The following is a 26,621-nucleotide window of genomic DNA, read 5'->3' on the forward strand; positions in this document are numbered from 1 at the left end:
TGCATAAAGCACGAGACTTCCTGATTCCCTTTGTTTTTATTTAGATTTGTCCATATAAAACCTATTATTATTATGGCAGCAATGGTTATTGAAAGCTCACCAACAGTGAGCCCATCATTCTTTAAATTCATCTTAATTTGTATGTATTCTTTTATTTAAGCAATTATTTTTTTTATTTTCTACCTTTTAAAGCTAAATTTAATTAGGTCTTATTATTTGATCATTGAATATAAGAGATTTTTTAGGACGAAGGGATATGTCGACAAGATTATTGTTCGCTGGATTGATCATTTTATTCGTGTATGTAATGATTTCTCTTTTTATTCCATTATTAATATCTCTTAAGATTGTGCCTAATGGTGAATTTGGCTTAGGGAATCCGATTTTCTCAGCCCCATCTTTGGGTCACTGGTGTGGAACAGATCGACTAGGAAGAGATGTTTGTATTAGAACTTTGGCTGCGAGTGGAGTTGCGTTGCAAGTGGTTTTTGTCGCCGTTTCCCTTGCCGTTTTAGTAGGGATACCTTTGGGACTTGTAAGTGGCTACATTGGTGGGCTTTTGGATAGAATTTTAGTCCTTCTTATGGACACTCTTTATACCATCCCTGTTCTACTTCTTTCTGTGGTGATGGCATTTTTATTAGGAAGAGGCATATTAAATGCCTCAATAGCATTGTGCGTGGTTTATATCCCTCAATATTTTCGACTTGTTAGAAACCAGACTTCACAAGTTAAATCAGAACTTTATATTGAGGCGGCAATATCAATGGGGGCTTCCCCTTTATGGGTAATAAGAAAATACCTTCTGAAAAATGTTCTTACTTCTGTCCCTGTGGTCTTAACACTAAATGCTGCGGATGCTGTATTAGTCCTTGGGGGATTAGGATTCCTTGGATTAGGTCTTCCTGAAAATATTCCAGAATGGGGAAGTGATTTAAATATGGCATTAGTCGCATTGCCTACTGGCATTTGGTGGACAGCACTCTATCCTGGTATCGCGATGTTCGTTCTGGTCTTGGGGCTATCCTTTATTGGAGAAGGCTTAGAGAAATTAATAAGTGAAACTAGCTAGTAGAATTAATCGTATTTGAGGGTTTGATTTAATATCTCATTTTTTCTGTTCTTGGGAGGGTGTCTATAATTTCTCCTTTTTCATTAAGATTTGGATATTTTCTACCTTCGCTTTTACACCATTTTGCGACTTCTGGGTAAGCCCACTCAAAGATCTTTTCTTTGTATGTCTCTTTGCTCATTCCCTCCCCTGCTTCAGGAATTGTATTCGCTACTTGTCGTTGTCTAATCGCTTCAAACAATAATGCCGAAGCTGCGACTGATACATTTAACGATTCAACCATTCCTCGCATTGGAATATGTATGTGCTTATCTACTAGACTCGTCGCCTCCTCACTAATACCCCATTTCTCAGCACCTAGAACAAATGCTGTTGGCCCATTGAAATTACATTTTCTGTAGTCAATTGATTTAGGATTCAAGTTCGTACCATACAATTTAAAACCTTTTTTTTTAAGAACTTTTATTGCTTCGGTAGTCTCTTTATATTGGTTAACTTTGACCCATTTCTGGCTTCCTTGAGCGGTGCTATTAAAAGTTAAATATTTTTCTTTGTTAAAGATTGCATATGCCTCAAGAACACCAACAGCGTCACAGCTTCTGATTATGGCTGAGAGATTATGAGGCTTTTCGACATTTTCAATTAAGACAGTAAGATCAGCAATTCTTTTATTAAGTACTGATTTTAGACGCTCAAAACGTCTAGGTAATAGAGGCATTTCTAACTATTTATTGGAGAGTTGGTGCTCTTTGATTAGATGAGTAGTTGAAATTGTTTTATGGATCAATTAAAATGATCAACTTGATTTAATAAAAAACTATTGATTAAAATATTACACATAAAAAAGCTCCTGCCCATTGGACAGGAGCTTTTTTATGTGTAATTTAAGTTTCTATGTGCTTAGAAACTAAATGCAGTTTCAACAACAACACCAGAATCATCATCACCAGTACTTGTATCTTCTACTGTGAAGAAACCAGGAGTGATAGATACATTGTCGTTCAATGCATAAGTGTAAGAAACTTCAAATCCTGTTGAATCTAAAGAATCACTACCATCAACATCAGTTGTGTTGTAAGCAGCACTTAATGTTCCAGGACCAACTTCGTAGTCAACACCGATGAACAAATCAGTTGAATCAGCACCAGTTTCTGGATCATTTGTGTCATAAGCCACGCTGAATGTTGCATCAATTGACTCTGGGCTGTAGTAGATACCACCACCAAATGTGTCGTATCCAGCGCCAGCATCGCCGTCGTTAGAAGCGATTACTAGACCGCCACCAAAGCCGTCTCCGTTGTAGCCAAGAGTGAAAGTTGAAACATCATCAGCATCATCAGCATTGATACCTTTGGTTGCGTCAGTACCACCAAGAGAGATGAAGCTAGCAGAAGCAACTACGCCGTTGTCGTTAGAGTAAGCAACAGCAACACCAGGACCAGTTTCGTTACCAGCTAAAGAGTAAGGCATAGCACCTAGTCTAAAAGCATCTGAGTAAGCAGATGGTGTTGCAGCAACAACATCATCCTGATCAACCAAAGGACCAGCAGTTACTTCTAGATCGCCAACTGGGAATGCATAAAATAAAGACTGAACATCTAGATCGCCTGTCTCAGCACTATCCATGCTTGCGAGTGGGCCACTAGCATTACCAGCTACGATACCTGCGTAGAAAAGATCTTCGCCTGTGAAGCTAGAAGATACATCAAGGCTGTATGCATATTGCATATAAAGCTCTTCTTCAGTGTCTGTTGTTCCGCCGTCAGAAACAGAACCAACAGTGAAATAAGCACCACCAGAAAGAGATGTGGTAGATGAGAATGCAGTATCTGCGTTAACTGCAGCAGGAGCCATTAGGCCCAAGGCAGCAGGAGCTACTAATAAACGTTGAAAAAGCTTCATTGTGTCCTCACACATATAAGAAGTTGATTCAAAGCTAACTCTCTTATGACAGGTTTGAAAGTATCTTATGTTACACATTTTGAGTTGGACCACGTGCCAACTTCCTTTGAAAGTGTCTGCAATAAATGATTTCTTGGTTTTTTGAGCCAAATTGATTTCGTTTATGGATTACTCTTAACTGGTTTTGAATAGTTGCTTTTGAGTAACAATCTCCCGCAGATAAAAGGATTAGTGGCAAGAAAAGCCGCTTTCGAAGTTATTCAAGCAGTTGGTGGAGGAGCATTTGCAGATATTGCATTAGATAGGACTTTTAGAGTTTATTCGCTCAAGTCGATTGATAAAGCTTTAATAACTGAAATTTCTTATGGTGCAATTCGTCAAAGATATTTTTTAGATCGCTGGATAGATTTCTTAGGAAAAGTACCGGCTGAAAAGCAACCTCCGATGTTGAGATGGTTATTACATCTTGGGCTTTATCAAATCTTGAAAATGGAGCGAATACCTCCAGCTGCTGCTATCAACACAACTGTGGAGCTTACGAAAACTCTTCATTTGAAAAAGCTTGCTCCTGTTGTTAATGGTATTTTGCGATCGGCTCTTCGAAGTAAAAACGGAGGGCACTCAATACCCAAGTCTAAAAACCCTAGTTTAGAATTAGCTAAAAATGAATCTCTACCTATTTGGTTGGCAGATGAATTGATTGCTTGGAAGGGAGTCGAAGATGCTCAAAAGATTGCACAAGCTTTTAATAGTGTTAGTCCCATTGATATCAGAGTTAATAAATTACGTGCAGACATAAAAGACGTGAAGGAAATTTTTGATGCCTTTGGTATTAAAAATCAAATAATTTCAGGTTGTCCTTTTGGATTGGAAGTTCCTGCTGGTGTTGGTGAGCCCAAAAAATGGCCAGGTTATGACGAAGGGAAATGGAGTGTTCAAGATAGATCTTCACAACTAATTGCTCCATTGTTAAAACCTTTGCCTGGAGAAAAGATCCTTGATGCTTGTGCTGCACCAGGCGGTAAAACAACACATATTGCTGAATTAATTAATAATAATGGCAGCATTTGGTCTATTGATCGATCCTCACGAAGATCTAAAAAAATATCCGCCAATGCAGAGAGGCTTGGAATCAATTGTTTAGAATTAGTGGTTGCTGATTCTAATGATTTATTAATAAAACATCCTGAATGGAGAGGGTTCTTCGACCGAATACTAATTGATGCTCCATGCTCTGGACTAGGCACTCTTGCTCGCCATCCTGATGCAAGATGGAGAATGAACAAAGAAAATATTCAGGATCTTGTTTCGCTTCAAAGTCAGCTACTAAGTTCGTTATCTCCTTTGTTGAAAAGTGGCGGCAAATTGGTTTATTCCACTTGCACTATTCATCCTGATGAAAATTTTAATCAGATAAAAAACTTTCTTCAATTAAGGTCTGAATTTTTATTAGTATATGAAAAGCAAATTTGGCCAGGAGAAGAAGAGAATGGAGATGGATTTTATGTTGCTGTTTTAAATAAAGTTAAAAATTCATAAAATATAGATGTAGAAGTAGATAAAAACTTAGATAGTCTTAAATTTATTTCTTGAAATTAAGACTTGATTTTATAAACTAATTAATGAGCTATGTCCTATGGCTATTGCAGTTACAAGCATTCCTAAAATTAAAAATGGTTGTGCGCTGGCTTGGTATTTAACATCAAATTTTAATGGATCACGTAATAGCCATATGTCTTGAAATGTTATTTGAGGAATTATAAGTAAAACCAGAATGACAGATGCAAAATGTTGTCCAATTGCTATTAAGACTACGACCATAGCTAGCTGAAAAATATCAATCATTCCGGCGCTAATACGACTTGCATTCTTAATACCAAAAACAACTGGGAGTGAATCAAGTCCTAGGCTTTTGTCCCCTTCAACACTCTTGAAATCATTTATCACAGCAATTCCTAAGCCTGACAAGCTGTAGGCAAGAGTTAGTAGGGCTGTTGTCCAGGTTAAGTGTCCAAATAGAGCCTGTCCCGCCCACCAAGGTAGAGCTATATAGCTAGCACCAAGTGCATAGTTTCCAAGCCAACCATTTTGTTTTAGTTTTAAAGGAGGTGCTGAGTAAATAAAACTTACAAATGATCCACCCAATGCCAGAAACAGGACTGAAGGTATTGTGTGATGTGCCCATAAATCCAATAAATAAGCAACACCTAGTCCAGCAATTAGTAGAACCCAAATTTGTAATTTGACTTGAAAAAGGGAAATCGCCCCTGAGGGTATGGGTCTATTAGGTTCATTTATTGCGTCTATTTCTCTATCAAAGTAATCATTGATTGTTTGCGTGTATCCAGTTAAGAGGGGCCCGCTCATGAGCATGCAACTTATCGAAGCCAGAACGTTGCTTAATTCCCAATGGAAATTGCCACTAGCAGCCGCTCCACATATGACTCCCCAAAGTAATGGAATCCATGTGATGGGCTTCATTAATTGCAAACGAAGCTTCCATATGTTTTTTGTTTCAGAACCTCCTTTAATTCCAAGGAGTTGCCTTGCATCACTCACTTTTTTTCTCAGGGTTAAGAAACTTCATCTTCAAAGAACCAATGCTTGGTCCCATTATTCATTTTAATTACCACACCAATACCTCCCCTTCCATCAGTCATTTTATAGTCAATTACGGTACCACTGGGGTCTTTTGATAGTTGGTCTATCAAATAAGAAGGTATGCGATCTCTTACACGTTCAATATTAATCTTAATTTTTGAACCTATCCTTGAAAGGGAGGTTGGCTTAGCCATGGAATTAAATTAATTAATTTCGGGCACCTTAACAGTTCCTCTGTTTAAAAATCATGGTTGCTTTAAGATTGATCCCTTGTCTTGATGTTTCAAACGGTCGAGTAGTGAAGGGTGTTAATTTTGTCGGATTGCGAGATGCGGGAGATCCAGTTGAATTGGGATGCAGATACAGCCAGGCTGGGGCTGATGAATTGGTCTTTCTTGACATAACAGCTACACACGAAAAAAGATCTACTTTGGTTGAGATGGTTAGACGCACTTCCGAAGCTGTAACCATTCCTTTTACTGTTGGAGGAGGCATCAGTTCATTGAATGGAATAAATGAATTATTAAGAGCAGGGGCTGACAAGGTAAGTTTAAATTCCAGTGCTGTCAAAGAACCTTCCTTAATTTCTCAAGGGGCAAATCGTTTTGGTTCTCAATGTATTGTGGTTGCAATAGATGCAAAAAAGAGCAAAGATAACCCTAGTAAGTGGGACGTTTATGTGAGTGGTGGACGAACAAATACTGGTTTAGATGTTGTTGAATGGTCTGAAAAAGTATTTCAGCTAGGTGCAGGGGAAATCCTATTGACTTCGATGGACGGTGATGGAACTCAAAATGGTTATGACATAGAACTCACTAGATCTATTTCGGAGAAAGTTCCAATACCAGTAATAGCCTCTGGAGGTGCTGGTTGCTTGAGACACATCAAAGAGGCCTTTACTCTAGGAAAATCTTCAGCTGCTCTCTTGGCTTCCCTTTTACATGATGGGCAATTAACTATCAGAGAAATAAAAGAATATTTAATTAAAGAGAATTTATCTATAAGACCAATCGAATGATAAACATTTTCATGAAAACACTGATAAAAAAGTTATGAGCTAATGTTTTATGGAAGTTAAGTATTTTTCTATATTTATATGAGACCTGGTAATACTAAGGCTATTGAGGAAATGTTTAATTCCATTTCTTCAAAATATGATTTTCTAAATGATATCTTTAGCTTTGGATTACATAGGTTTTGGAAAAGAAAATTGTTGGATATTCTTAATCCGACTTTTGGTGAGAAATGGATAGATATTTGTTGTGGAACAGGAGATATGTCAATACTTTTGGCTAGATATATGAAAAGTTCGAAAAATATTACAGGGATAGATACAGCTTCTAAAGCATTATTAGTTGCTAGAGAAAGATCTAAAAAAAAATATTCTTCAATTAAATGGATAAATGCTAATGCTCTCCAAACCAATCTCCAATCCAATGAATATGATGGGTTATTGATGGCTTATGGCTTAAGAAATCTTTCTAGTTCTTATGATGGGCTTAGAGAGGCTTTTAGAGTTTTGAAACCAGGTGGAAGGGCAGGAATATTAGATTTTCGATCTTTTGAAGGGTATCCCATGCAAGGCCTTTTCCAAAAAATTTATCTAAGTCTTTATGTCGTTCCAATCGCTTCACTCTTTGGATTGAGAAAGGAATATTTATATATAAAAAAAAGCTTAGTTAATTTCCCTTCAGGGGCGAAACAAATTCAATTAGCACTTTCTGCTGGCTTTAAGAAAGCAGAATATAAAACATTGGCAATAGGACAAATGGGAATTTTGTTACTTGAAGCCTAAGTTGAATAGCTCAATCTATTCTCAATTCTTTTCTTCTACAAAAACTACATCTACCCCACAATTTAATTTCTCCCCTAGGAGATGGCACCTTGCAAAAAGGACAATTGGTGATTCCATTTTTGTCAGTTCTACTTGGATGATTTTCCCAAATTTCTTTTTCAGTTTCCCTTTTGACTAAATTAATTGGATAATGTTGTCTAATCCGGATCTCTTTTATTTGATATCCATGAGATTTTAGAGATTCAATTAACTCCAAACGATTGTATAAAAGCGCTTGTCTCCATTGTGCATGGCTGGCTCCAATAGTTAGAACTTTATTTTTTATGTTAAGTGGCGTGCAATTTAATGCGAGTTGCTCACCAGCTATTTCTACCCAATCTTGAATAAGGCCTCCTACATTTCCTTCCCATGAAGACTTGATTTCTTCTAAGCATGTATATATTGACTTCTCCCTTTTTGCTTTTGTTTTATGCTTTAAGTCTTCTAAAATCAATGTAAATTAGACACTAATGATGAGTAAGTGCTTAAATCTAGCTAATATTTTTAAGATTGCATAAAAAATCCTAATGGGATTATTAGATAGGTTAAGTCGCTTGCTAAGGGCAAATCTAAATTCTTTTCTGAGTGATGCAGAAGATCCAACAAAAATACTTGATCAGTCTGTTGCTGATATGCAAGATGACTTGGTGAAACTTCGTCAGGCGGTAGCTATTGCCATTGCGAGTCAAAAAAGATTAGAGAATCAGGCAAATCAAGCACAAGAGCAAATTCAAAATTGGTTGTCTAGAGCTGAATTAGCCTTGAAAAAAGGAGAGGATGATTTAGCTAGAGAAGCATTAAGTAGAAAAAAAACCTTTCAGGAAACTTTTCAATCTTTAACAACTCAGTCTCAAACACAAAGTGGTCAAGTTGAAAAACTTAGAAAAAGTCTTTTGTTATTAGAAAGAAAGATAGCTGAGGCCCGAACGAAAAAAGATATGCTCAAAGCAAGAGCTCAGGCTGCCAAAGCTCAGCAAAAAATTCAAAGCGCGGTCGGAGATTTGGGTAGCAAGTCTGCTATGGCTGCATTTGAAAGAATGGAAGATAAAGTAGAGGCATTGGAAGCAACTGGGCAAGCAGCCTTAGAGTTGGCTGGTGAGGATCTGGAAAGTAAGTTCGCAGCACTGGAGGTAGGAGGTGATATAGAAAAAGAATTAGAGACATTGAGGAGTCAATTAAAATCAGGAGTTGAGGCAATAGCTTTGCCTCCATCCGATTTAGATGTTGATGAAGTAAAGACTGTAGAAATTCAAGAAGTCGAAGTTGAATTAGAGGAGATGAAGAAGTCAATTGATAAGGCTTAATTTTTTTTAAGAACAAATGACTTTGCTATATGAGTAATCAAAAAATCTATAGCGGTGTAGGGTTGATTTCTAGATATCACAAATTACATAGCTCCTCTACAAGATCATGGAGATTAATGTTGAAACCTATTTGTGCTAGCACTGAAATAGAGTTGTCGAACTGGATTGCAGATAAACCAGTAAAAAAAAATCAGCCAAAAGCAATGTTTGCTTCTTGTCAAAGATTTGGAAAAGGTCAAGCTGGTCGGATTTGGCAAGCACCTAAGGGAGGGGTTTGGGTTAGTGCAGCTATTAAGAGAGACGGTCCATATGAAAATAATTCACAGCTTTATGGGTTAGCTGTAGCATTGGCTTTGATTAAGAGAATTGAACGGATAGGAGTTAATGTCAAAATAAAATGGCCGAATGATCTATTAGTTGATGGTCGAAAATTAGCTGGAATTTTACCTAGATTATTTTTTAGAGGTGGGGAACTTCGATTATTAAGAGTTGGAGTAGGTTTAAACGTTTTTAATAATGTTCCTAAAGAAGGGATCTCGCTTAAACAAATTGTTGGAGATAAAAATATGAATATCAATTTTTGGTCATCAGAAGTTCTACTTGCAATAGAAAGATCTTTAGATTTTTTAGAAGATAAAAATCTTCTATGCAGCGAAGTAGAAGAAAGGTTGTGGTCAAAAAAATACATTGATAATCAAACTGGCAAGCAGTGGAATATCAAAGGTATAGACTCGATTGGTAGATTGATTCTTTTTGAAGGAAACACAGAGAAATTTTTGTCAACTTCAATATGATTGCCTGAGTTAATTTTCAGTAATCTCTGTTACCTTACCATCTCTAAATCTTGCTATTTTTTTTGCTCTTTGAGCGACATTATCTTCATGAGTTACTAATACAATTGTTATTCCCTGACTATGCAGTTGATCAAAAAGATTTAAAACATCTTCAGTAGTTTTGGAATCTAGAGCACCAGTTGGTTCGTCCGCTAATAATAGTGATGGTTGATTTATTATTGCTCTTGCTATGGCAACTCGCTGTTGTTGACCACCAGATAATTGATTAGGAAGATTGGTCAGCCTATTCCCTAGCCCAACTCGATCAAGAGCCTCTTCAGCGCGCTTCTTCCTTTCTAAAGCGGGGACGCATGCATAAATCATTGGAAGCATTACATTTTCTAGTGCTGAAACTTCTTGAAGCAGATGAAATTGCTGAAAAACAAAACCAAGTTCTTTATTCCTAATATCTGCAAGAAAGTCATCATCAAGCTTTTCTACTGCAGTTCCATTTAATTCATAAGTCCCATTAGTAGGACGATCAAGGCATCCGAGTATGTTCATGGCAGTACTTTTACCCGATCCGCTTGCACCCATGACTGCAAGGTAATCACCCTGATTAACCTCAAGGTTTAGGTCGTCAAGAGCTTTCACTTTGACCGAGCCTTCCCCATAAAATTTATTGACATTCGTTAGACGAGCTACAGATTTTTTCAATGATTTTAATTTGTTAGCCAATTGAACTTTTAGTTGCAAGAGTAATGGCTTCTTGAAGTAAAGGAGTTCCGTTTACCGCACTATCGGCAAAATTAAAGAGAGGGTTTGAAATGATTCCACCAATTGCAGTCACTAGAACACAAAAAATCAATCCTACTTTGAGAGATGACATTCCTGGTATTGACCATTCTATCGTCGGATATGCTTTGACAACATCTGAAGCTTCTTTAGGTTCGGTTACTACCATCATTTTTATAACCGATATGTAATAGTAAATAGAAATAACAGAAGTGACTAAGCCAACACTCACGAGTAAGTATTGCTCATCTGCCCATCCTGCAAAAAACAAATAAATCTTTCCAAAGAATCCCAACATTGGAGGAATGCCTCCCAAAGATAGAAGGCATAAACTCAATCCTAAAGTAATCAATGGATCTTTTTGGTATAGTCCTGCATAATCTGATATTTGATCACTACCAGTTCTAATTGAGAAAAGTATTATGCAGGCAAAAGCACCAAGATTCATAAATAAATAAGCAGCCATATAAAGAACCATCGCGGCAAAACCATCTTCAGTTCCACAAACCAATCCAATCATTACAAATCCAGCTTGTCCTATTGAGCTATAGGCAAGCATCCTTTTCATTGATTTTTGAGCTAGCGCTACAACATTTCCCAGTGACATACTTAGGACTGCTAAAACAGTAAAAAGCAATTTCCATTGTGTGTCAAAAGCGCTAAAACATCCCACGAGTATTCTTACGGCAAGAGCAAAACCTGCTGCTTTGGATCCCACTGATAAAAAGGCAACCACAGGAGTAGGAGAACCCTCATATACATCTGGTGTCCATTGGTGAAATGGGACTGCAGCAATTTTGAAGGCTACTGTAGATAATACGAAAACAAGCGCTAACGCAGATAAAGGGGTGGGAGAATTGATTAACGTTATTCCTATCTCTTTTAAATTTGTTGATCCACTTATTCCATAAAGCAGAGATGCTCCATATAAAAAGACAGCGGCAGCAGCCGAACCAACTAATAAATATTTTAGAGCAGCCTCAGAACTTCTCGAATCTCTTTTGAGATATCCAGAGAGCAGATAGCTGGCAACGGAGAGTGTTTCTAGAGAGACAAAAACACTTACCAAATCAGTCGAACCACATAGAAGCATTGCTCCAAGAGTGGCAGCTAATAATATTGCTGCAAATTCACCAATAGGACTCCCGTTTTGTTCAGCATATCTCCAGCTGATTAACAAAGAGATAAGAGTTGATAGAGCTATGACTCCTCTAAAAGCAATAGCAAGATTATCTGCAATAAATGCGCCTAAGAAAGATTCTTGAATGTCTCCATTCCATTGCGTTGCTAGCAAAACCAAGGAGATTCCAAGACCTGCATAACAGATAGGCGGAGACCAGCGGGCTGAAATCTTCTCGCCAGCCAAGTCAACCAAAAGAGTCCCTAACATTGCCATTAGGACTGCAGCTTCTGGGAGCACAGCTTTAGCATTTAAAGAGAGATTTAAAAGCTCAACAGGCTCGTTTATGAATATTTGAAAAGACAAAAGTTCTCCCATTTATGTATTGTTTTGAAGCTGTGTCTGATTTTATAACTTTAGCGAAGTTATAAAATATGCCTTTTTTATCATTTTGGGCTATGCATTTTACTATTCAGTACGTTAGATAAGAAGAAGGGAAATTGAGCTGATGCCCACTGACCATACTCTGGTAATTGTTGAAAGTCCCACAAAGGCAAAGACCATTAGAGGGTTTTTGCCTAAGGATTTTCAAGTTCTTGCGTCAATGGGGCATATAAGAGACCTGCCCAATAATGCCTCCGAGATCCCTGCGAAGCACAAAGGAGAAAAGTGGGCAACGATAGGAGTCAATACAACTGCTGATTTTGATCCTTTGTATGTGGTCCCAAAAGACAAGAAGAAGATTGTCAAGGAATTAAAACAATCATTGAAGGGCGCTAGTGAATTGTTGCTTGCTACTGATGAGGACAGAGAAGGTGAAAGTATCAGTTGGCATTTAATGAACGTACTTGATCCTAAAATCCCTGTTAAGAGGATGGTTTTTCATGAGATCACAAAAGAGGCTATTTCCAAAGCTCTATCGAAAACAAGAGAAATTGATATGGAATTAGTTCATGCCCAAGAAACAAGAAGAATATTAGACAGATTAGTTGGATATACCCTGTCACCTCTTCTGTGGAAAAAAGTTTCTTGGGGTTTATCTGCTGGAAGAGTCCAATCAGTTGCAGTAAGATTGCTGGTTTTGCGAGAAAGAGCAAGGAGATCTTTTAGAAGTGGAAGTTATTGGGATTTGAAAGCAAAATTAGAAAAAGAAGGCAGTGAATTTGAGGTGAAAATGACCTCAATTGGTGGACAAAGAATAGCCAGTGGTAGTGATTTTGATGAATCAACTGGATTATTGAAATCTGGTCGAAACGTAAAATTACTCAACGAAGATGAGTCTAATGAACTTGCTAAAAAATTAATTACTGATAAATGGAAAGTTATCAATGTTGAAGAAAAACCGTCAATTCGTAAACCAGTTCCTCCTTTTACGACAAGCACATTACAACAAGAAGCTAATAGAAAACTTCGACTATCAGCGAGGGAGACCATGAGATGTGCCCAGGGGTTATATGAAAGAGGTTTTATTACTTACATGAGAACAGATTCTGTTCATTTGTCCGATCAGGCAATTAATGCTTCAAGAAAATGTGTTGAATCAAAGTATGGCGTTGAATATTTAAGTAATAAGCCCCGTCAATTCTCTAATAAGACGAGAAATGCTCAAGAAGCTCATGAGGCAATTCGTCCTTCTGGTGAGAGCTTTAAAACACCCAAAGATTCCAATTTACAAGGAAGGGACCTTTCTTTGTATGAACTGATTTGGAAACGAACAGTTGCTAGTCAAATGGCCGATGCAAGGTTGACAATGATTGGAGTGGAATTGCAAGCATCGGATGTGTCCTTTAGGGCTAGTGGTAAAAGAATTGATTTTCCAGGTTTCTTTAGGGCTTATGTTGAAGGAACGGATGATCCTGATAGTGCCCTTGAGGGGCAAGAAGTGCTTTTGCCTAAATTAGCTGTAGGCGATAATCCAACAGCTAAGAAAGTTGAGGCACTTGGGCATCAGACTCAACCTCCTGCTAGATATAGCGAAGCTTCTTTAGTTAAAACGCTTGAGAGAGAAGGTATAGGTCGTCCTTCAACATACGCAAGCATTATTGGAACAATTGTAGATCGAGGCTATTCAGTTCTTAATAATAATTCTTTGACTCCAAGTTTTACAGCATTTGCTGTTACTGCCCTTCTTGAGGAACATTTCCCTGACCTTGTAGATACTAGCTTTACAGCTCGAATGGAATCAACACTGGATGAGATATCAACAGGGAAAGTAAGTTGGCTTCCATATCTTAAGGATTTTTATAAAGGTGATACTGGTCTGGAAAATCAAGTTCAACAAAGAGAAGGAGATATAGATGGAGGGGAATTCCGATCGGTTTCTTTGGAGGGACTTTCGTCTCTTGTTAGGTTGGGTAAATTTGGAACATATCTGGAATCAAAGCAACTGGGTGAAAATGGGAAGCCTATAACAGCTACTCTCCCACAGGAGATTACTCCCGCAGATCTAGACGAAGATATCGCAGAAATGATATTAAAACAAAAAGCTGAGGGACCTGAATCCCTAGGAATTGATCCTGATAGTGGCCAGAATTTATATCTATTAAATGGTAGATATGGACATTTTGTTCAACGAGGCTTAGTCGTTGAATTGAAAGATCTTGGAGTTCCAAAAGGCAAGAAAAAATTAGGAAATCTTCGCTTATTCAAAAGTAGTCAATATGGACTCTATTTGAAGCAGGATTCATCAAAGGTTCAGGTCTTGTTGCCAGAGAATATAAAAGAGGAAGAGATTAATGTTGAAAAAGCGATCGAATATCTAGATGATAAATCCTTGAAAAAAGCTCCAAACCCCAAAAGAACTTCATTACCAAAGAATTTAAAACCTGAGAACTTGACCTTTGAGGAAGCTCTTGGATTAATTCAATTGCCACGTCTACTGGGAGAGCACCCAGAGGGGGGCAAGGTTCAGTCAAGTTTGGGTAGGTTTGGTCCTTATGTTGTTTGGAGTAAAACTGATGGTGAAAAAGATTATCGCTCAATTAAGGGCGAAGATGATGTTCTTCAAATAAGCCTAGAAAGAGCACTTGAGCTTTTATCTATTCCTAAACGGGGAAGAGGTGGAAGAACCGCTTTGAAAGAACTTGGTGTCCCAGAAGGAGAAACAGAAACTATCCAACTTTTTAATGGACCGTATGGCTTATATGTTAAACAGGGAAAAATAAATGCCTCTCTTCCAGAAGGAAAAACAGTTGAAGATATCACTATTGATGAGGCTATTCAACTATTGGCAGCTAAAAAATCAAGTAAAAAAACAACATCTAAGAAAAAAAGTTCAACAAAAAAGACAACAAAGTCTAATAAGAAAGATTTGAATTCATCATCATCATCATCAAAAAAAAGTACTTCTCGAAAATCTTCTTCCACAGCTAAAGCAGGACGTCCAAGAGCTAGCAAGGTCAAGGTAATTAAACCCAAATAAAATTTTGGATTTTTTAGTATTTGTTGAAAAAATGTTTATTAGAGTATTTCTAATAGTTATTCTAATTCCACTTCAATCATGTTCAAATACTGTAATTGGTGAGAAGTTGGAGAGTAGTTTTGATACCCCTCAGAATCCAAGAGCTTCAAGAGATATAAATATTAAGTCAAAAAAACAAAATGAAATGCCAAAAATCACATCAAGAATTAAAGTTGAGAAGAAAAAAAATGAAAAAGATTTAGGGAAAATTATTAAAGAGAATTCAATATCTAACAAAGATAGACTTAGCGAAAAATCAAGTAAATTAGCAAAGAATACAATTTTTACCCCACAGCCATACAGAATCATTTTAAGATTGTCAGGCGCTAACCCCTCTGCACCAGCTGAGACAGTTACAAAGGCTCTAAGGAAAGCAGGGGTCCAGTTTGAAGTTGAAAAAATCGAACGTTTTGATAACGCGGAGTTGTCAAAGGATAGATCTCTAAAAAGAAAATAATTTTGAATTTAGATAATAAAAACCTTTTTAAAAGCAGCTCTCTTTATAAAGCTCCTCTAAGCAAGAGACAAGCCTTGAAAATTGTTGAGTCCTCTTATTTAGCTGCTGCATCGGCTTTGATTTGGATAGCTCTCTATTATTTGCCGATTGGTGGAGCTATATTTCGTCTTGCGTTGCCCTTGCCTTTGGCTCTTCTTCAAATTCGTAGAGGTGTTAAAACAGGGGTTGAGGGAGTGACAATATGTGTGTTGTTATTAACTGCTCTGATGGGTCCGCTAAGAGGCCCTTTAGTGCTCTTCCCATATGGATCGCTTTCCTTGTGGTTAGGGCATAGTTGGCAAAAAGGATGGAATTGGTGGTTAAGTTGGAGTGTTGGAGTGTTTATAGGGACTATGGGTTTTCTTGTTAGAGTATTAGTCTTATCTATTTTGGTTGGTGAGAATTTGTGGGTAATTCTTACTCGTGCTGGAGCAGGATTACTCTCCAAAGGCATAGATGTTTTCAATCTTTCTTTTACTCCGGATATGAGACAAGTTCAAATAGTTGCATTATTTCTAATTATAACTCAAGAAATTGTTTACGTTCTTTGTTTGCATGCGTTGGCTTATTGGATTTTCCCTAGGCTCAACTCCTCTATGCCCGAGCCTCCTGCACTCCTAGAGAATTTAATTTCTCTTGAATCTAATTGATTGAAGATGAAAGGAGTTGACTATACTTTATTGTCGTCAGGAGTATTGGCTTTTGGGGATGGCCTCCAAGAACAAAATGTTCTTGAAAGAGTAAAAATTTTGCAAGAAAATATTACTAATATGGAATTCTTTTTAATTCTCGCTGGATCTCAAACTGCAGAGATTGAGGGTATTTCTGCGGCTGGTGCGACTCCTGTTTCTAGACGTTATACAGCCGTTGCAGACGCCGAACTTTTATTAAGAGGTCCTTTGATTCCTAAAAGATGGCCTTTGCCTCCTTTGGCTGCAGGTGTCTCGCCTGCATTGATTAGTTACGTTGCCTCAAGGTTCTTGAAAATTAAACCAACAATCATATCGGCAGGACTCCTACACCCCCCCCCATTTAGTCATGTAGCCTTAGAGTCACCCGAGATGGGCCCTGCTAGATGCTTGAGTTCAGGTAATGCAATGGAAAGAACTAGAGTCAAACTTTTACTAGATGGTGGATTTAAGATAGGTAAGAAGTTAAAAAAATCTCTTTTAATAACGGAGTGTGTTCCAGGAGGTACCTCTACAGCTTTTGCTGTTCTTTTGGGATTAGGAGTGAATGTTAATGGTCTTATAAGCGGAAGTTATAGGAATCCACCTTCAAAATTAAAAGCAAAATTAGTTAACCAAGGACTCAAAGCTGCAAAATTAAAGAAGAATCCATCTTCTGTTGAGCTCATGGCAGCAGTCGGGGATCCATTTCAACCAATTGCAGTTGGTCTTTTAATGGGAGCTATAGAATCTGGTCAAGATGTTTTATTAGGGGGAGGTTGTCAAATGTTGGCAGTATTAGCTTTAGCATTAAATGAAATTGAGCCTAAATTACGTTCTGAAGTTACTGGTAAAATTTTAATAGGAACAACATCATGGTTATTAGATGAATCACTTTCTACTGCAAAAAATAGAAATTCTTTTATTCATTTAATGAATCATGTCGCCAATCATTTTAAAGTTAATATCCTTGGTCTAGCTAGTGGTTATAGATTTAATGATAGTAATCAAAAAGTTCTTAGAGATTATGAGATCGGTTATGTTAAAGAGGGTGTTGGTGCTGGAGCATTATCGTTGCTTGCTCAAATCAAGGGATTGACTCAGAAAGAAATGGTTGAAAAGTGTGATTTAGAGGTGGCTAATCTTTTTAAGTCAAATAACGAAATAACTTGTCATGGGATTTGAATAATATGAATACTGATAAATTTGGTAGGAGAGAGTTCATCAAATATGGATTGATCTCTTCTTTATTTTTCTTATCTGGGTGCTCAACGTCTCAAAAGAAATTGGTTTTGAGAGGAGTTTCTAATAGCTTCCCTAGTGAATTTGTAAATAGTTTATCTACAGGTTGGGAATTTTTCCCTATAAAAGATATCGACTTAAAAAAATTTTCTTATAACTCTACTCTTCAAGAAAAAACAGATTTATTAGTCTTAAATGATGGTTGGATATCTGATTTAGCCATTAATTCATTTCAAGAAATCAAATTAGAAGACATTAGAAATAATTTCAGTAAGCAGACTAATTCTTTTCTCGAGGGGTTAGGCGAGGATTATAAAAAAAAGCTTTTACCGTTAGCGGTTAGCCCCTGGGTGATACTTTTCAGAAATGAAGATTCTCTTGCTTTAAAAAATAAGGATACTTGGGAAGTTGTTTTTTCAAATTCTCTCGCAAATCAGATAGTTTTTCCTCGTAGTCCTTATCTTTTGATTTCTATTGCACAAAAAATAGATTTAGTTAACGATTTCTTGAAAATCAAGAGTCAAGCTAAAACTTATGATGATAGGAATGCTGTAAATTGGGTCGTTTCAGGTAGAGCAAATGCAGCAGTTTTACCCTTATCTAACTGTGTTAAAGCTCTTGTTGAAGACCCTCGCTTGTCTGTCCTTTTGCCTAAGGAGGGGAGTCCGCTTAATTGGACGGTTCTTGCTTCTCCCTCGCTCCCTCCAGAGTCTTTCCCTATTGAGTGGGTTGACTCGTTGTGGGGACCTACTTATTTTAGACGTCTAATAAATAAAGGTTATTTGCCACCAACTAGCTTTTCTGACTTGAGGAGGAAAAATATAAATGTCTCTCAAAGGTATCAATCTATCTTTCTACCAGAAGAGAGTGTTTGGAATAAATGTTGGTCATTGCCAATACTGAGTACTGATGAGAAAAAAACCTTAGCTTTATATTGGAATAATTCATAACCAAACCATATTTGAAACCCAAATAAACTTTTTCAAGACATTTCTAAATACCAGAACTAGCATTCTAAAAGTGGCAGTCACAATAATGTTTACTGGTTTAATTCAGTCTATTGGCACGATCAAGAAAAATAATTTGGGGGTAATTGTTGATGGATGTAAGCCTTTTTCTCCACTCAATCTTGGAGATAGTGTCTCTGTAGACGGAGTTTGTCTAACAGTTTCTGAATTAATCAATGATTCTTTTTTCGCAAATATAAGTGAAGAGACTCTTAAGAGAACAAATCTTGCAGAAAAAGCTCAGAAAAATGGTTACGTAAATCTTGAACCAGCATTACGTCTGTCTGATCGGTTAGGCGGACATATTGTTAGCGGACATATTGATGGTCTAGGTGAAATTGTTTCAATTGAAAATTTGAAAAACTCCTGGAATTTGAAAGTATCTTGGGATGATATGAATTTCTGTAGGTATATGTGCGATAAAGCTAGTATTAGCCTGAATGGAATTAGTCTTACTATCTCTGAGATATGTAATTATGGGTGTGAATTTTCAGTAGCCGTAATACCTCATACTTGGACAAAGACATGCTTACAGTTTTTAAAAATTGGTGAAAAAGTTAATTTAGAAGTTGACTTGATGGCAAAGTATGCAGAAAAACTTCTAAAGGTACAAAATAATGATTCTTTTTCAAAAGCTCCACCATTAATTAGCTCTCAGTGGCTTAGTGAGCAAGGTTGGAACTAGGACTTGATATTTAATAAATATAAATTTCTTTAGAAGATTTATTATTTCTTTAGTGGTAACAAACTTATCGCTCCAGAGTCTTTTCGTACATCAATACGAAATTCCTGTCCAGGCTCTAGACCTAGTTTTTTCGTATAGGCATGTCCTATAAGAAGATTGCCATTGCCATGAACTTTTGTCCGAAATTCTGCTTGTCTTCCTCTTGAAGATCTATTGCCTGCTCTGCCAGGCCCATTTGAGCGAAGTTTATAACCCTTAGCTTCAACTAGAGCACGGTAAAAACTTTTACGTAAAACTCTTCCGCTTGGGCCGACATAACCACATCCTTTAGCTATTTCGTCTTCTGGACGGCTGCTCAAAGATCTTGCTTTGTCGAGGAGTTCTTTTCCAACAAGCATTTCAGACTGTTTTATTTACTATAATTCTGACCAATAAGTGGAATTGTGCAACAAATTAATTGAAATTTTCTTGCTTAGTATCAATATTTACCTCTTAAAGCAGGTAAAGGATGATGAATAAGATAACCCAAATGCCATCTACAAAGTGCCAATAGAGCTCTACTGCCTCAAATGGGAACTTGTTTTCATTATTCACTCGACCAAATGGGATACGTGTTTGCCACCAAATAATCATTATCATTATTGATCCAAGTGTTACGTGAAGCCCATGAAAGCCAGTTAATGCATAAAAAGTACTTGCATAAAGGTTGTCTGTTAACCCAAAAGGCAAAGTAAAGTACTCAAACATTTGACTGATTAAAAATGCCACTCCCAAAGAGCCTGTTATTAGAAGCCATTTTTGACATTGTTTTGCTTCATTCTTTTCTAGGAATTTCCCGGCTCGATGAAATGTAAAGCTACTAACTAGAAGTAAGACTGTATTTAAAGTTGGTAATGGCAGTTCTAGTTCGTAAATAGCATCAGGGCCAATGGGATTGACTGCTTTGAAAGTTAGATATGCCGCAAAAAAACCTGCAAAGGTCATCCCATCTGCGATTAAAAAAGCTATTAAACCAAACAAACGAAAATCTTCATGCTCTTCAGTTGAGAGTTCTTTTTTGCTCTCTGAGGATTGTTCTTTTGGAACTATCGAAGTCATGTAATTACCTCTTGAGTGTTATTTGAATTTTTTTCTCCATAACCATATGGCTCTAGAACTAGTGGAGCTTCTCCCTCCCAATTTTCAACAGGAGGAGGTGAACTTGTTAACCACTCAGGTGTTAATGCATTCCATGGATTGTCACCAGCGTCATCCCCGTAGAAGATGCTTTGAAAAATATTCCATAGAAAAGGGATAGTGCTTAGAGCCATTAACAATGCACCTAAGCTACTTATTTGATTGATTAATTGAAATTGTGAATCATATTCAGCAACTCGTCGAGGCATACCATTTAAACCTAGCCAGTGTTGAGGAGCAAAACAAAGATTAAAGCCTATAAAAGTAATTATGAAGTGGAATCTTCCAAGATTTTCATTGAGCATTTTCCCAGTAAATTTTGGGAACCAGTGATAAATAGAAGAGAAGATAACAAAGACAGAACCTCCATACACTATGTAGTGAAAATGAGCAACAACAAAGTAGGTATCATGTACATGAACATCAAAAGGAACTTGAGCTAGGGCGACTCCCGTTATTCCACCTAAGACAAAGTTAATAATAAATCCGCAGGAAAATAGCATGGCCGAATTAAGTGATATTTTCCCTCCCCATAAGGTCGCAACCCAATTGAAAAATTTTATACCTGTAGGCACAGCTATAAAAGCAGTAGCGATTGTAAAAAATAAGCGCATCCATGGAGGAGTTCCACTCGTAAACATGTGATGAGCCCAAACAACTAGGCCTAAAACAACTATTCCCATAATTGAGAAGACCATTGTTGTATAGCCAAATAGTGGCTTTCTACTGTGGATTGGAAGTATTTCACTTACTAAACCAAAGGCAGGTAAGACCATGATATAAACAGCAGGATGAGAGTAAAACCAAAAAAGATGTTGATAAACAATTACATTTCCACCAAGACTTGGGTTGAAGAAACCTGTATGAGCAACTATGTCAAAGCTCAACAATATTAAAGTACCAGCGAGAACAGGAGTTGATAAAACAACGAGAATACTTGTACCAAGCATTGCCCAGCAATACATGGGTAATTGCATTAATTTTAGTCCAGGTCTTCTAAGCTTGAGGATTGTAGCGATGAAATTAATACCACCAAAAATTGAGCTTCCACCCAAAAGTAATACGCTTAGTATCCAAATTATTTGACCTGCGGCTGGAGTCGTAATGCTTAAAGGTGGATACGCTGTCCACCCAGATTGTGCTGCTCCGTTTATGAAATAGCTTGTTATCAGCATCAATCCGGAGGGAGGTATTAGCCAAAAAGCAACAGCATTCAGTCTTGGGAAGGCCATATCCCTTGCACCAACATAAAAAGGTATTAAATAGTTGCCAAATGCACCATTTACTACAGGCACGATCCATAAGAAAATCATGATTGTGCCATGAAGCGTCAAAACTTGGTTGTAAACCTCTCTAGGCATGAAATCTGAGAGGGGACTTGTGAGCTCTACCCTTATTGCTCCAGCTAAAGATCCTCCAATTAAATAAAACAAGAAACCACAAACTAAATATTGAAGACCTATGACTTTGTGATCGAGACTAAAACTAAGATATTTCAGCCATCCAGTTGGTTGAAGCTTCTCTGGAGGCGAGTTACTTGGTTTGAGTGTAATAGTCATAAATCTAAATCGACTCTTTAGAGTTTTCTTTTAACCAAGTATCAAAGTCTTCTTGTTCATCAACTATTACGTTTGATCTCATCCCACCATGATAAGGTCCACACAATTCTGCGCAAACAATTGGGTAATTACCTGCTTTTGTAGGAGTAAAATTTAAAATCGTTGGTTGGCCTGGAATTACATCTTGTTTAAGTCTGAATTGAGGCACCCAAAAAGCATGTATTACATCTTTAGACTCCATTCTTAAATTAACTTCTCTTCCAACAGGAACATGAAGTTCGCCAGAAATAATATCTCCTTTTGGATAGTGAAAGATAAAAGCAAATTGCATTGCAGTTAACTCAATTGGTAATGAAGATGAATTTTTTGTGGATGAAGATTCAATTGGCCCGGAACCTATACCCCCCCAAACCCTCCCGGTTTGATTATCCATTTGCCCACTGTGATCATGCATTAAAGGTTGCATGCCACCCATTCGATCATAAATATCGTAGCTATATAAACCTACAAACAAAACAACAATTGCAGGAACTGCTGTCCAAAATATTTCTAAAGAAATATTACCTTCTAAGTCTATCCCGTCACCAGTTTCTCCCGGCCTACGACGGAATTGAATAAGACTATAAATTACTAGAGCAGTCATACCTATGAAAAGTATGCAGCCAATAATGAATAGGACTCGATATAGTTCATCATAAACAGGAGCATTAATGCTCGCGCTCACGGGAAGCATATTGACGTTGTACGCAATCCAAACTCCTGCTACGCCAAGAATTAAACTTAACGTTAGAGTTAAGATGGCCGACAGTTTCGGCAAGAAGATCTCCTGTTCTTTTTATAGGTTATGGGCAAAAGTAACTAATGTATCGGCTAATTGTTAATTCAAGATGAATAATTTTTTTTTTAAAGACAATCTTTATGTTGCAGTCCTTTTATTCAGGTGACGTGTACAAAGTAATCGCTACGTTGAATTAACAATGATCTTGATGGATTTTGCATACGTGCAGGTTATTTATCCACCAAAGCAACTCTTTAGATTAGGCCAACTTGCCGCTCATGTGGTTGTTGCGCTAATCACTCTTGTCGTGATTGGAGGTGCAACAAGAGTTATGGAGGCTGGACTCGCTTGCCCAGACTGGCCTTTATGTTATGGGTCGTTTTTGCCTGGTAGGCAAATGAACTTACAAGTCTTCTTGGAATGGTTTCATCGTTTAGATGCATTCTTTGTAGGGATTGTTTTAATTGCTCAATTTTTGCTGTCTTTACGGTGGGCAAAAACTTTACCTACATGGCTTCCTTGGACCTATGGATTCTTAACTTTATTGGTTGCTTTTCAGGGTTTTTTAGGTGCATTGACAGTACTGCAGCTATTGCCATCTCTAATCGTCATGGCTCATCTTGCAGTTGCATTCACTCTTGTTGCAATCATGAGTGGCGTGACTCAACAACTACTCAACCCTGGGAAGTCACTTTTCCCGCTTTGGCTTCGTTCCTTTGGATTTTTATCTCTTTTTTCAGTTGTAGCACAGTCTTTACTAGGTAGTCGGGTGGCAACCTCGTGGGCAGCTCAAAGATGCTTGGCTTTTGGAGACTCTTGCAATCTTTTAGGAATTCACCGGACTAGTGCTATCCCGGTGAGCTTTTTGGTGATTTTATTCGTAATTGTTTCATCTTTTCAGAGAGATGTTCTTGCTAAGCAGTGGCCTTATCTTTTGACGATTGTTTTTTTGATCATCTCACAAATCTTATTAGGTGTTTTCTCTATTCATCTAAGCATGAGTCAACCTGGTCTTATAATTGGCCATCAACTAATTGCCTGCTTGTTGGTGGCCGTAATAGCAGCATTGAATTTTAAAGGTAGAGGAATTGATGAATCTTCTCAATCACTTCTGTTAAATCAATCAACTTTGGAGGCATGTCATGGTTAGCTCTACATCAGATGTAATCTCACAGCCCGTTAATCGCGAGGAAATAGTTCCTTCTAGAAAGCGTATTAAACTTCCAGCTTGGTTAGAGGTTGCTAAACCAAGATTAATTCCTCTATTACTCGCAACCACTGTTGGTGGAATGGCTCTTTCGGAGGAATGGCCGTTACCCTCTCCAAGATTGGCATGCACTTTGGGTGGAGGAGCTCTTGCGGCTGCAGCCGCAGGAGCTCTTAATTGCTTGTGGGAACAAGACCTTGATAAGCGAATGAAACGCACCAGTAATAGAGCATTGCCCTCTGGTCGCCTTTCTCAGTCTTCTGTTTTTATTGGAGCAATTGCATGCACACTTGCTGCTTCAACCCTTTTGGTAAGTGGAGTTAACTGTTTGGCAGCAGGACTTACTCTTTTAGGACTTTGTAGTTATGTTCTCCTATATACAGCATTCTTAAAACCTAGAACTTCTCAAAATATAGTTTTCGGAGGAGTCGCTGGAGCAATTCCCCCTCTTGTAGGAGCTTCGGCAGCAGCAGGCCACATTGGATTGGGTGGTTGGTGGTTATTCTCCTTGGTAATGGTTTGGACTCCAGCACATTTTTGGGCTCTGGCCATATTATTAAGAGAGGACTATCGATCTGTTGGTATACCCATGCTCCCAACAGTAAGTGGTCCATTCGTTACGGCAAAAGCTATATCTGTTTATGGCTACCTAACAGTCTTTCTAAGTTTCTTAGGGTGCTTTGTCTTGCCCGAGGGAGGCTTGTTATATGGAATGTTATTGCTACCTTATAATTCAAGACTTCTTCAATTGGTCTCCAGATTAAGAGATGATCCAGAGGACTTAAATAGGGCTAAGGGTTTGTTTAGGTGGTCTATTCTTTATATGTTTGGAGTTTGTTTTTTGCTTGTTATTAGTAGATTAGAGGTGTCAATTGTTTTTAATGATCAGTTGCTAGCTTTAATTAAAGATTACTCAATGATATTTTCGTAAATCTATCAAATTAAAATAAAAACTTTATAACCTTGCCTAGTTATATTAATTAGACTTTGTTAGAGGATATTAACTTGTTTTTAGGCAATCTGTTTTTAGATGTTTTTCATCCAACTAAAAGATTTATTTAAGTCTTATGGTCCTGTCAGGGCTTTAGATGGACTTAACCTTGAAGTTCCAAAAGGTTCTTTGTATGGTTTGTTGGGCCCAAACGGAGCAGGCAAAAGCACTGCAATTAGAATTATCTGTACTCTTCTTTCCCCTGATTCTGGCCATGTTGAGGTTGGGGGACTTGATGCGTTGTTTGATGAAAAAGAAATTAGGCGCAAATTGGGTTATGTCGCTCAAGATGTTGCAATCGATAAAATACTTACAGGTAGAGAATTACTGCAGCTTCAAGGAGACCTTTATCATCTAGATAGCAAACGTAAGAGAAAAAGAATTGACGAATTGATTCAGAGACTAGATATGCATGACTGGATTGATAGGAGATGTGGTTCTTTTTCGGGAGGAATGAAAAGAAGACTTGATCTTGCCTCAGGATTGTTGCATGAACCAGAATTATTGATTCTTGATGAACCTACTGTTGGCTTGGACATAGAAAGTAGATCAGTTATTTGGGACTTATTAAAGGAACTGAGAAATAAGGAAACTACTATTCTTTTAAGTAGTCATTATCTTGAGGAGGTAGATGAGTTGGCAGATGAGATGGCTATTGTTGATAAAGGAAAAGTCATTGCTAGTGGAAAACCAGATGATTTAAAAAAAGAACTTGGTGGTGACAGAGTTACACTTAGGGTGCGAGAGTTTAGTGATGAAGTAGAGGCTGAATCTGTAAGGAAAATAATTAAAAATATCAATGGGGTATCAAATGTAGTAGTGAATCAAAAGCAAGGATATTCTTTAAATTTTTTAGTTCAAAGTAATAATGTTATCTCAAATCTGTCTAGTCATCTTTCAAAAGAAAATTTTGAAGTCTTTGCACTTTCTCACAGTAGACCAAGTCTAGATGATGTTTATTTGCAAGCAACGGGTAAAACTCTTATGGACGCTGAATTAGAACTTGCTGGTAAAAGAGATTTAAATCTTGAGAAAAAGAAATCTATGCGTTAATTGATTGTATTACTCCAAAATTATTAAAAACATGATCACTACTAATCCCTCAATTCCTAAGGATAAACAATCTAGAAATGATTTGAATGAAATGTTGCAAGAGACTTCTGCATTGACATGGAGGCTTTTTATTCAATTAATTCGAAGACCTTCAACATTATTTGCTGGAATCCTTCAGCCTTTAATATGGCTTTTGCTTTTTGCAGCGTTATTCTCTAATGCTCCTATAGATTTTTTGCCAGGGAGCAGTAGCTATGGAGAATTCCTTGGCGCAGGTTTAATAGTCTTTACTGCGTTTAGTGGAGCTCTTAATGCAGGACTCCCTGTGATGTTTGATAGAGAATTTGGTTTCCTTAATCGATTATTAGTTGCTCCATTGACAAGTAGGAGTTCAATCGTAATTTCTTCAGTCATCTACATAACTACTATTAGCCTTTTGCAGAGTTTCGCAATAATGGCAACTTCTGCTCTTTTGGGTTATGGCTGGCCAAGTCTGGGAGGCTTCCTTTTGATAGCAATAACCCTATTGTTATTGGTATTTGCAATAACTGGTTTAAGTCTTGGATTGGCCTTTATATTGCCTGGACATATAGAGTTAATTGCAATTATCTTTATTACTAATCTACCTGTTCTTTTCGCTAGCACAGCATTGGCCCCCATCTCTTTCATGCCTAAATGGCTTGGATGGATGGCATCGATTAATCCATTAACATTTGCGATTGAACCTATACGAATGGCATATCAAAATTCTGTAGATCTAAAATTAGTTTTAATTAATGCTCCTTATGGAAAAATAAATGGATACTCTTGCTTATTAATTCTATTTATTCTTACAATTGGGTTGTTTTTTCTTATTAGACCTCTTTTAAATCGCAAACTTGCTTGATAATCTTAGTCT

27 protein-coding genes are annotated in these 26,621 nt (G+C 37.4%); 16 read left to right on the forward strand and 11 right to left on the reverse strand.

Going from position 1 to position 26,621, the window contains the following annotated elements:
- The first annotated feature begins 307 nt into the window (after nucleotides 1-307).
- A complete protein-coding gene (locus tag AC6EIY_RS10255) occupies nucleotides 308-1,072 on the forward strand; it encodes an ABC transporter permease (protein WP_498506783.1) in 765 nt (254 codons plus the stop codon).
- Between the two features lie 28 nt (nucleotides 1,073-1,100).
- Here the strand turns inward: AC6EIY_RS10255 and trmH are convergent, their stop codons facing one another.
- On the reverse strand, nucleotides 1,101-1,790 hold the full coding sequence (gene trmH, locus AC6EIY_RS10260) for a tRNA (guanosine(18)-2'-O)-methyltransferase TrmH (RefSeq protein WP_498506784.1): 690 nt from the start codon (nucleotides 1,788-1,790) through the stop codon (nucleotides 1,101-1,103).
- A 182-nt stretch (nucleotides 1,791-1,972) separates the two neighbouring features.
- Nucleotides 1,973-2,974, reverse strand: a complete 1,002-nt coding sequence (locus tag AC6EIY_RS10265) for a porin (protein WP_498506117.1) — start codon at nucleotides 2,972-2,974, stop codon at nucleotides 1,973-1,975.
- A gap of 231 nt (nucleotides 2,975-3,205) precedes the next feature.
- On the opposite strand from AC6EIY_RS10265, the gene AC6EIY_RS10270 reads away from it, so the two are divergent.
- Nucleotides 3,206-4,513, forward strand: a complete 1,308-nt coding sequence (locus AC6EIY_RS10270; protein ID WP_498506785.1) for a 16S rRNA (cytosine(967)-C(5))-methyltransferase — start codon at nucleotides 3,206-3,208, stop codon at nucleotides 4,511-4,513.
- A gap of 69 nt (nucleotides 4,514-4,582) precedes the next feature.
- Here AC6EIY_RS10270 and chlG read toward each other — a convergent pair whose 3' ends face one another.
- The gene (chlG, locus tag AC6EIY_RS10275) at nucleotides 4,583-5,533 is read right to left on the reverse strand and encodes a chlorophyll synthase ChlG (RefSeq protein ID WP_498506786.1); all 951 of its coding nucleotides are present in this window, start codon (nucleotides 5,531-5,533) and stop codon (nucleotides 4,583-4,585) included.
- Between the two features lie 14 nt (nucleotides 5,534-5,547).
- Nucleotides 5,548-5,769 carry a cytochrome b6f subunit PetP gene (gene petP, locus AC6EIY_RS10280; protein ID WP_498506787.1) on the reverse strand — a complete coding sequence of 74 codons (222 nt, stop codon included), beginning with the start codon at nucleotides 5,767-5,769 and terminating at the stop codon, nucleotides 5,548-5,550.
- Nucleotides 5,770-5,822: 53 nt separating this feature from the next.
- Here petP and hisF point away from each other — a divergent pair, with 53 nt between their 5' ends.
- Both hisF and ubiE read left to right on the forward strand, forming a co-directional pair.
- Nucleotides 5,823-6,593 carry an imidazole glycerol phosphate synthase subunit HisF gene (gene hisF, locus AC6EIY_RS10285; RefSeq protein WP_498506788.1) on the forward strand — a complete coding sequence of 257 codons (771 nt, stop codon included), beginning with the start codon at nucleotides 5,823-5,825 and terminating at the stop codon, nucleotides 6,591-6,593.
- 78 nt (nucleotides 6,594-6,671) lie between these two features.
- Nucleotides 6,672-7,370, forward strand: coding sequence for a bifunctional demethylmenaquinone methyltransferase/2-methoxy-6-polyprenyl-1,4-benzoquinol methylase UbiE (gene ubiE, locus AC6EIY_RS10290; RefSeq protein ID WP_498506789.1), 699 nt, complete (start codon nucleotides 6,672-6,674; stop codon nucleotides 7,368-7,370).
- 10 nt (nucleotides 7,371-7,380) lie between these two features.
- Here the strand turns inward: ubiE and AC6EIY_RS10295 are convergent, their stop codons facing one another.
- Nucleotides 7,381-7,863 (reverse strand): DciA family protein, encoded by a 483-nt coding sequence (locus tag AC6EIY_RS10295; protein WP_498506790.1) that lies wholly within the window; start codon nucleotides 7,861-7,863, stop codon nucleotides 7,381-7,383.
- 73 nt (nucleotides 7,864-7,936) lie between these two features.
- On the opposite strand from AC6EIY_RS10295, the gene AC6EIY_RS10300 reads away from it, so the two are divergent.
- Both AC6EIY_RS10300 and AC6EIY_RS10305 read left to right on the forward strand, forming a co-directional pair.
- Complete coding sequence (locus AC6EIY_RS10300) at nucleotides 7,937-8,713, forward strand: PspA/IM30 family protein (RefSeq protein ID WP_498506791.1); 777 nt, start codon at nucleotides 7,937-7,939, stop codon at nucleotides 8,711-8,713.
- 29 nt (nucleotides 8,714-8,742) lie between these two features.
- Complete coding sequence (locus AC6EIY_RS10305; protein ID WP_498506793.1) at nucleotides 8,743-9,507, forward strand: biotin--[acetyl-CoA-carboxylase] ligase; 765 nt, start codon at nucleotides 8,743-8,745, stop codon at nucleotides 9,505-9,507.
- A gap of 9 nt (nucleotides 9,508-9,516) precedes the next feature.
- Here the strand turns inward: AC6EIY_RS10305 and AC6EIY_RS10310 are convergent, their stop codons facing one another.
- Nucleotides 9,517-10,203: an ABC transporter ATP-binding protein gene (locus AC6EIY_RS10310; protein WP_498506794.1), complete on the reverse strand. Its 687-nt coding sequence runs from the start codon at nucleotides 10,201-10,203 to the stop codon at nucleotides 9,517-9,519.
- Nucleotides 10,204-10,216: 13 nt separating this feature from the next.
- Nucleotides 10,217-11,779 carry an NAD(P)H-quinone oxidoreductase subunit N gene (locus tag AC6EIY_RS10315; RefSeq protein WP_498506795.1) on the reverse strand — a complete coding sequence of 521 codons (1,563 nt, stop codon included), beginning with the start codon at nucleotides 11,777-11,779 and terminating at the stop codon, nucleotides 10,217-10,219.
- A gap of 130 nt (nucleotides 11,780-11,909) precedes the next feature.
- On the opposite strand from AC6EIY_RS10315, the gene topA reads away from it, so the two are divergent.
- The 6 genes from topA to AC6EIY_RS10345 all read left to right on the forward strand — a co-directional run bounded on the left by topA (nucleotide 11,910) and on the right by AC6EIY_RS10345 (nucleotide 18,959).
- Entirely contained in the window at nucleotides 11,910-14,822 is a 2,913-nt protein-coding gene (topA, locus tag AC6EIY_RS10320) for a type I DNA topoisomerase (RefSeq protein ID WP_498506796.1), read from the forward strand.
- A 4-nt stretch (nucleotides 14,823-14,826) separates the two neighbouring features.
- Nucleotides 14,827-15,318, forward strand: coding sequence for a hypothetical protein (locus AC6EIY_RS10325; protein WP_498506797.1), 492 nt, complete (start codon nucleotides 14,827-14,829; stop codon nucleotides 15,316-15,318).
- Nucleotides 15,319-15,320: 2 nt separating this feature from the next.
- A complete protein-coding gene (locus AC6EIY_RS10330; protein ID WP_498506798.1) occupies nucleotides 15,321-16,007 on the forward strand; it encodes a DUF2232 domain-containing protein in 687 nt (228 codons plus the stop codon).
- A gap of 6 nt (nucleotides 16,008-16,013) precedes the next feature.
- Nucleotides 16,014-17,210, forward strand: coding sequence for a nicotinate-nucleotide--dimethylbenzimidazole phosphoribosyltransferase (locus tag AC6EIY_RS10335; protein WP_498506799.1), 1,197 nt, complete (start codon nucleotides 16,014-16,016; stop codon nucleotides 17,208-17,210).
- Nucleotides 17,211-17,215: 5 nt separating this feature from the next.
- A complete protein-coding gene (locus AC6EIY_RS10340; protein ID WP_498506800.1) occupies nucleotides 17,216-18,217 on the forward strand; it encodes a type 2 periplasmic-binding domain-containing protein in 1,002 nt (333 codons plus the stop codon).
- Nucleotides 18,218-18,302: 85 nt separating this feature from the next.
- Nucleotides 18,303-18,959, forward strand: a complete 657-nt coding sequence (locus tag AC6EIY_RS10345; protein ID WP_498508222.1) for a riboflavin synthase — start codon at nucleotides 18,303-18,305, stop codon at nucleotides 18,957-18,959.
- A 41-nt stretch (nucleotides 18,960-19,000) separates the two neighbouring features.
- Here AC6EIY_RS10345 and AC6EIY_RS10350 read toward each other — a convergent pair whose 3' ends face one another.
- From AC6EIY_RS10350 to AC6EIY_RS10365, 4 genes are all read right to left on the reverse strand, one after another.
- Nucleotides 19,001-19,357: an AbrB family transcriptional regulator gene (locus tag AC6EIY_RS10350; protein WP_498462290.1), complete on the reverse strand. Its 357-nt coding sequence runs from the start codon at nucleotides 19,355-19,357 to the stop codon at nucleotides 19,001-19,003.
- Between the two features lie 94 nt (nucleotides 19,358-19,451).
- On the reverse strand, nucleotides 19,452-20,057 hold the full coding sequence (locus AC6EIY_RS10355) for a cytochrome c oxidase subunit 3 (protein ID WP_498506802.1): 606 nt from the start codon (nucleotides 20,055-20,057) through the stop codon (nucleotides 19,452-19,454).
- The gene (gene ctaD, locus AC6EIY_RS10360; protein ID WP_498506803.1) at nucleotides 20,054-21,694 is read right to left on the reverse strand and encodes a cytochrome c oxidase subunit I; all 1,641 of its coding nucleotides are present in this window, start codon (nucleotides 21,692-21,694) and stop codon (nucleotides 20,054-20,056) included. Before ctaD ends, AC6EIY_RS10355 begins: the two co-directional genes overlap by 4 nt.
- 4 nt (nucleotides 21,695-21,698) lie before the next feature.
- Nucleotides 21,699-22,511: a cytochrome c oxidase subunit II gene (locus AC6EIY_RS10365; protein ID WP_498506804.1), complete on the reverse strand. Its 813-nt coding sequence runs from the start codon at nucleotides 22,509-22,511 to the stop codon at nucleotides 21,699-21,701.
- Between the two features lie 169 nt (nucleotides 22,512-22,680).
- Between AC6EIY_RS10365 and AC6EIY_RS10370 the strand changes: the two genes are divergently transcribed.
- The 4 genes from AC6EIY_RS10370 to AC6EIY_RS10385 all read left to right on the forward strand — a co-directional run bounded on the left by AC6EIY_RS10370 (nucleotide 22,681) and on the right by AC6EIY_RS10385 (nucleotide 26,609).
- A complete protein-coding gene (locus tag AC6EIY_RS10370; protein WP_498506805.1) occupies nucleotides 22,681-23,622 on the forward strand; it encodes a COX15/CtaA family protein in 942 nt (313 codons plus the stop codon).
- The gene (locus AC6EIY_RS10375; RefSeq protein ID WP_498506806.1) at nucleotides 23,615-24,610 is read left to right on the forward strand and encodes a heme o synthase; all 996 of its coding nucleotides are present in this window, start codon (nucleotides 23,615-23,617) and stop codon (nucleotides 24,608-24,610) included. Before AC6EIY_RS10370 ends, AC6EIY_RS10375 begins: the two co-directional genes overlap by 8 nt.
- Nucleotides 24,611-24,709: 99 nt before the next feature.
- Nucleotides 24,710-25,723: an ABC transporter ATP-binding protein gene (locus tag AC6EIY_RS10380; RefSeq protein WP_498506807.1), complete on the forward strand. Its 1,014-nt coding sequence runs from the start codon at nucleotides 24,710-24,712 to the stop codon at nucleotides 25,721-25,723.
- Between the two features lie 31 nt (nucleotides 25,724-25,754).
- Nucleotides 25,755-26,609, forward strand: coding sequence for an ABC transporter permease (locus AC6EIY_RS10385; protein WP_498506808.1), 855 nt, complete (start codon nucleotides 25,755-25,757; stop codon nucleotides 26,607-26,609).
- The last annotated feature ends 12 nt before the right edge of the window (nucleotides 26,610-26,621 follow it).

The organism is Prochlorococcus sp. MIT2304 (genome assembly GCF_059772405.1).

Bases quoted from the DNA above. Each gene is read 5' to 3' on its own strand.
- AC6EIY_RS10255 (WP_498506783.1), top strand. From the start codon at position 308: ATGATTTCTCTTTTTATTCCATTATTAATATCTCTTAAGATTGTGCCT.
- trmH (WP_498506784.1), bottom strand. From the start codon at position 1,790: ATGCCTCTATTACCTAGACGTTTTGAGCGTCTAAAATCAGTACTTAAT.
- AC6EIY_RS10265 (WP_498506117.1), bottom strand. From the start codon at position 2,974: ATGAAGCTTTTTCAACGTTTATTAGTAGCTCCTGCTGCCTTGGGCCTA.
- petP (WP_498506787.1), bottom strand. From the start codon at position 5,769: ATGGCTAAGCCAACCTCCCTTTCAAGGATAGGTTCAAAAATTAAGATT.
- hisF (WP_498506788.1), top strand. From the start codon at position 5,823: ATGGTTGCTTTAAGATTGATCCCTTGTCTTGATGTTTCAAACGGTCGA.
- ubiE (WP_498506789.1), top strand. From the start codon at position 6,672: ATGAGACCTGGTAATACTAAGGCTATTGAGGAAATGTTTAATTCCATT.
- AC6EIY_RS10300 (WP_498506791.1), top strand. From the start codon at position 7,937: ATGGGATTATTAGATAGGTTAAGTCGCTTGCTAAGGGCAAATCTAAAT.
- AC6EIY_RS10305 (WP_498506793.1), top strand. From the start codon at position 8,743: ATGAGTAATCAAAAAATCTATAGCGGTGTAGGGTTGATTTCTAGATAT.
- AC6EIY_RS10315 (WP_498506795.1), bottom strand. From the start codon at position 11,779: ATGGGAGAACTTTTGTCTTTTCAAATATTCATAAACGAGCCTGTTGAG.
- topA (WP_498506796.1), top strand. From the start codon at position 11,910: ATGCCCACTGACCATACTCTGGTAATTGTTGAAAGTCCCACAAAGGCA.
- AC6EIY_RS10335 (WP_498506799.1), top strand. From the start codon at position 16,014: ATGAAAGGAGTTGACTATACTTTATTGTCGTCAGGAGTATTGGCTTTT.
- AC6EIY_RS10340 (WP_498506800.1), top strand. From the start codon at position 17,216: ATGAATACTGATAAATTTGGTAGGAGAGAGTTCATCAAATATGGATTG.
- AC6EIY_RS10345 (WP_498508222.1), top strand. From the start codon at position 18,303: ATGTTTACTGGTTTAATTCAGTCTATTGGCACGATCAAGAAAAATAAT.
- AC6EIY_RS10350 (WP_498462290.1), bottom strand. From the start codon at position 19,357: ATGCTTGTTGGAAAAGAACTCCTCGACAAAGCAAGATCTTTGAGCAGC.
- AC6EIY_RS10355 (WP_498506802.1), bottom strand. From the start codon at position 20,057: ATGACTTCGATAGTTCCAAAAGAACAATCCTCAGAGAGCAAAAAAGAA.
- ctaD (WP_498506803.1), bottom strand. From the start codon at position 21,694: ATGACTATTACACTCAAACCAAGTAACTCGCCTCCAGAGAAGCTTCAA.
- AC6EIY_RS10370 (WP_498506805.1), top strand. From the start codon at position 22,681: ATGGATTTTGCATACGTGCAGGTTATTTATCCACCAAAGCAACTCTTT.
- AC6EIY_RS10375 (WP_498506806.1), top strand. From the start codon at position 23,615: ATGGTTAGCTCTACATCAGATGTAATCTCACAGCCCGTTAATCGCGAG.
- AC6EIY_RS10380 (WP_498506807.1), top strand. From the start codon at position 24,710: ATGTTTTTCATCCAACTAAAAGATTTATTTAAGTCTTATGGTCCTGTC.
- AC6EIY_RS10385 (WP_498506808.1), top strand. From the start codon at position 25,755: ATGATCACTACTAATCCCTCAATTCCTAAGGATAAACAATCTAGAAAT.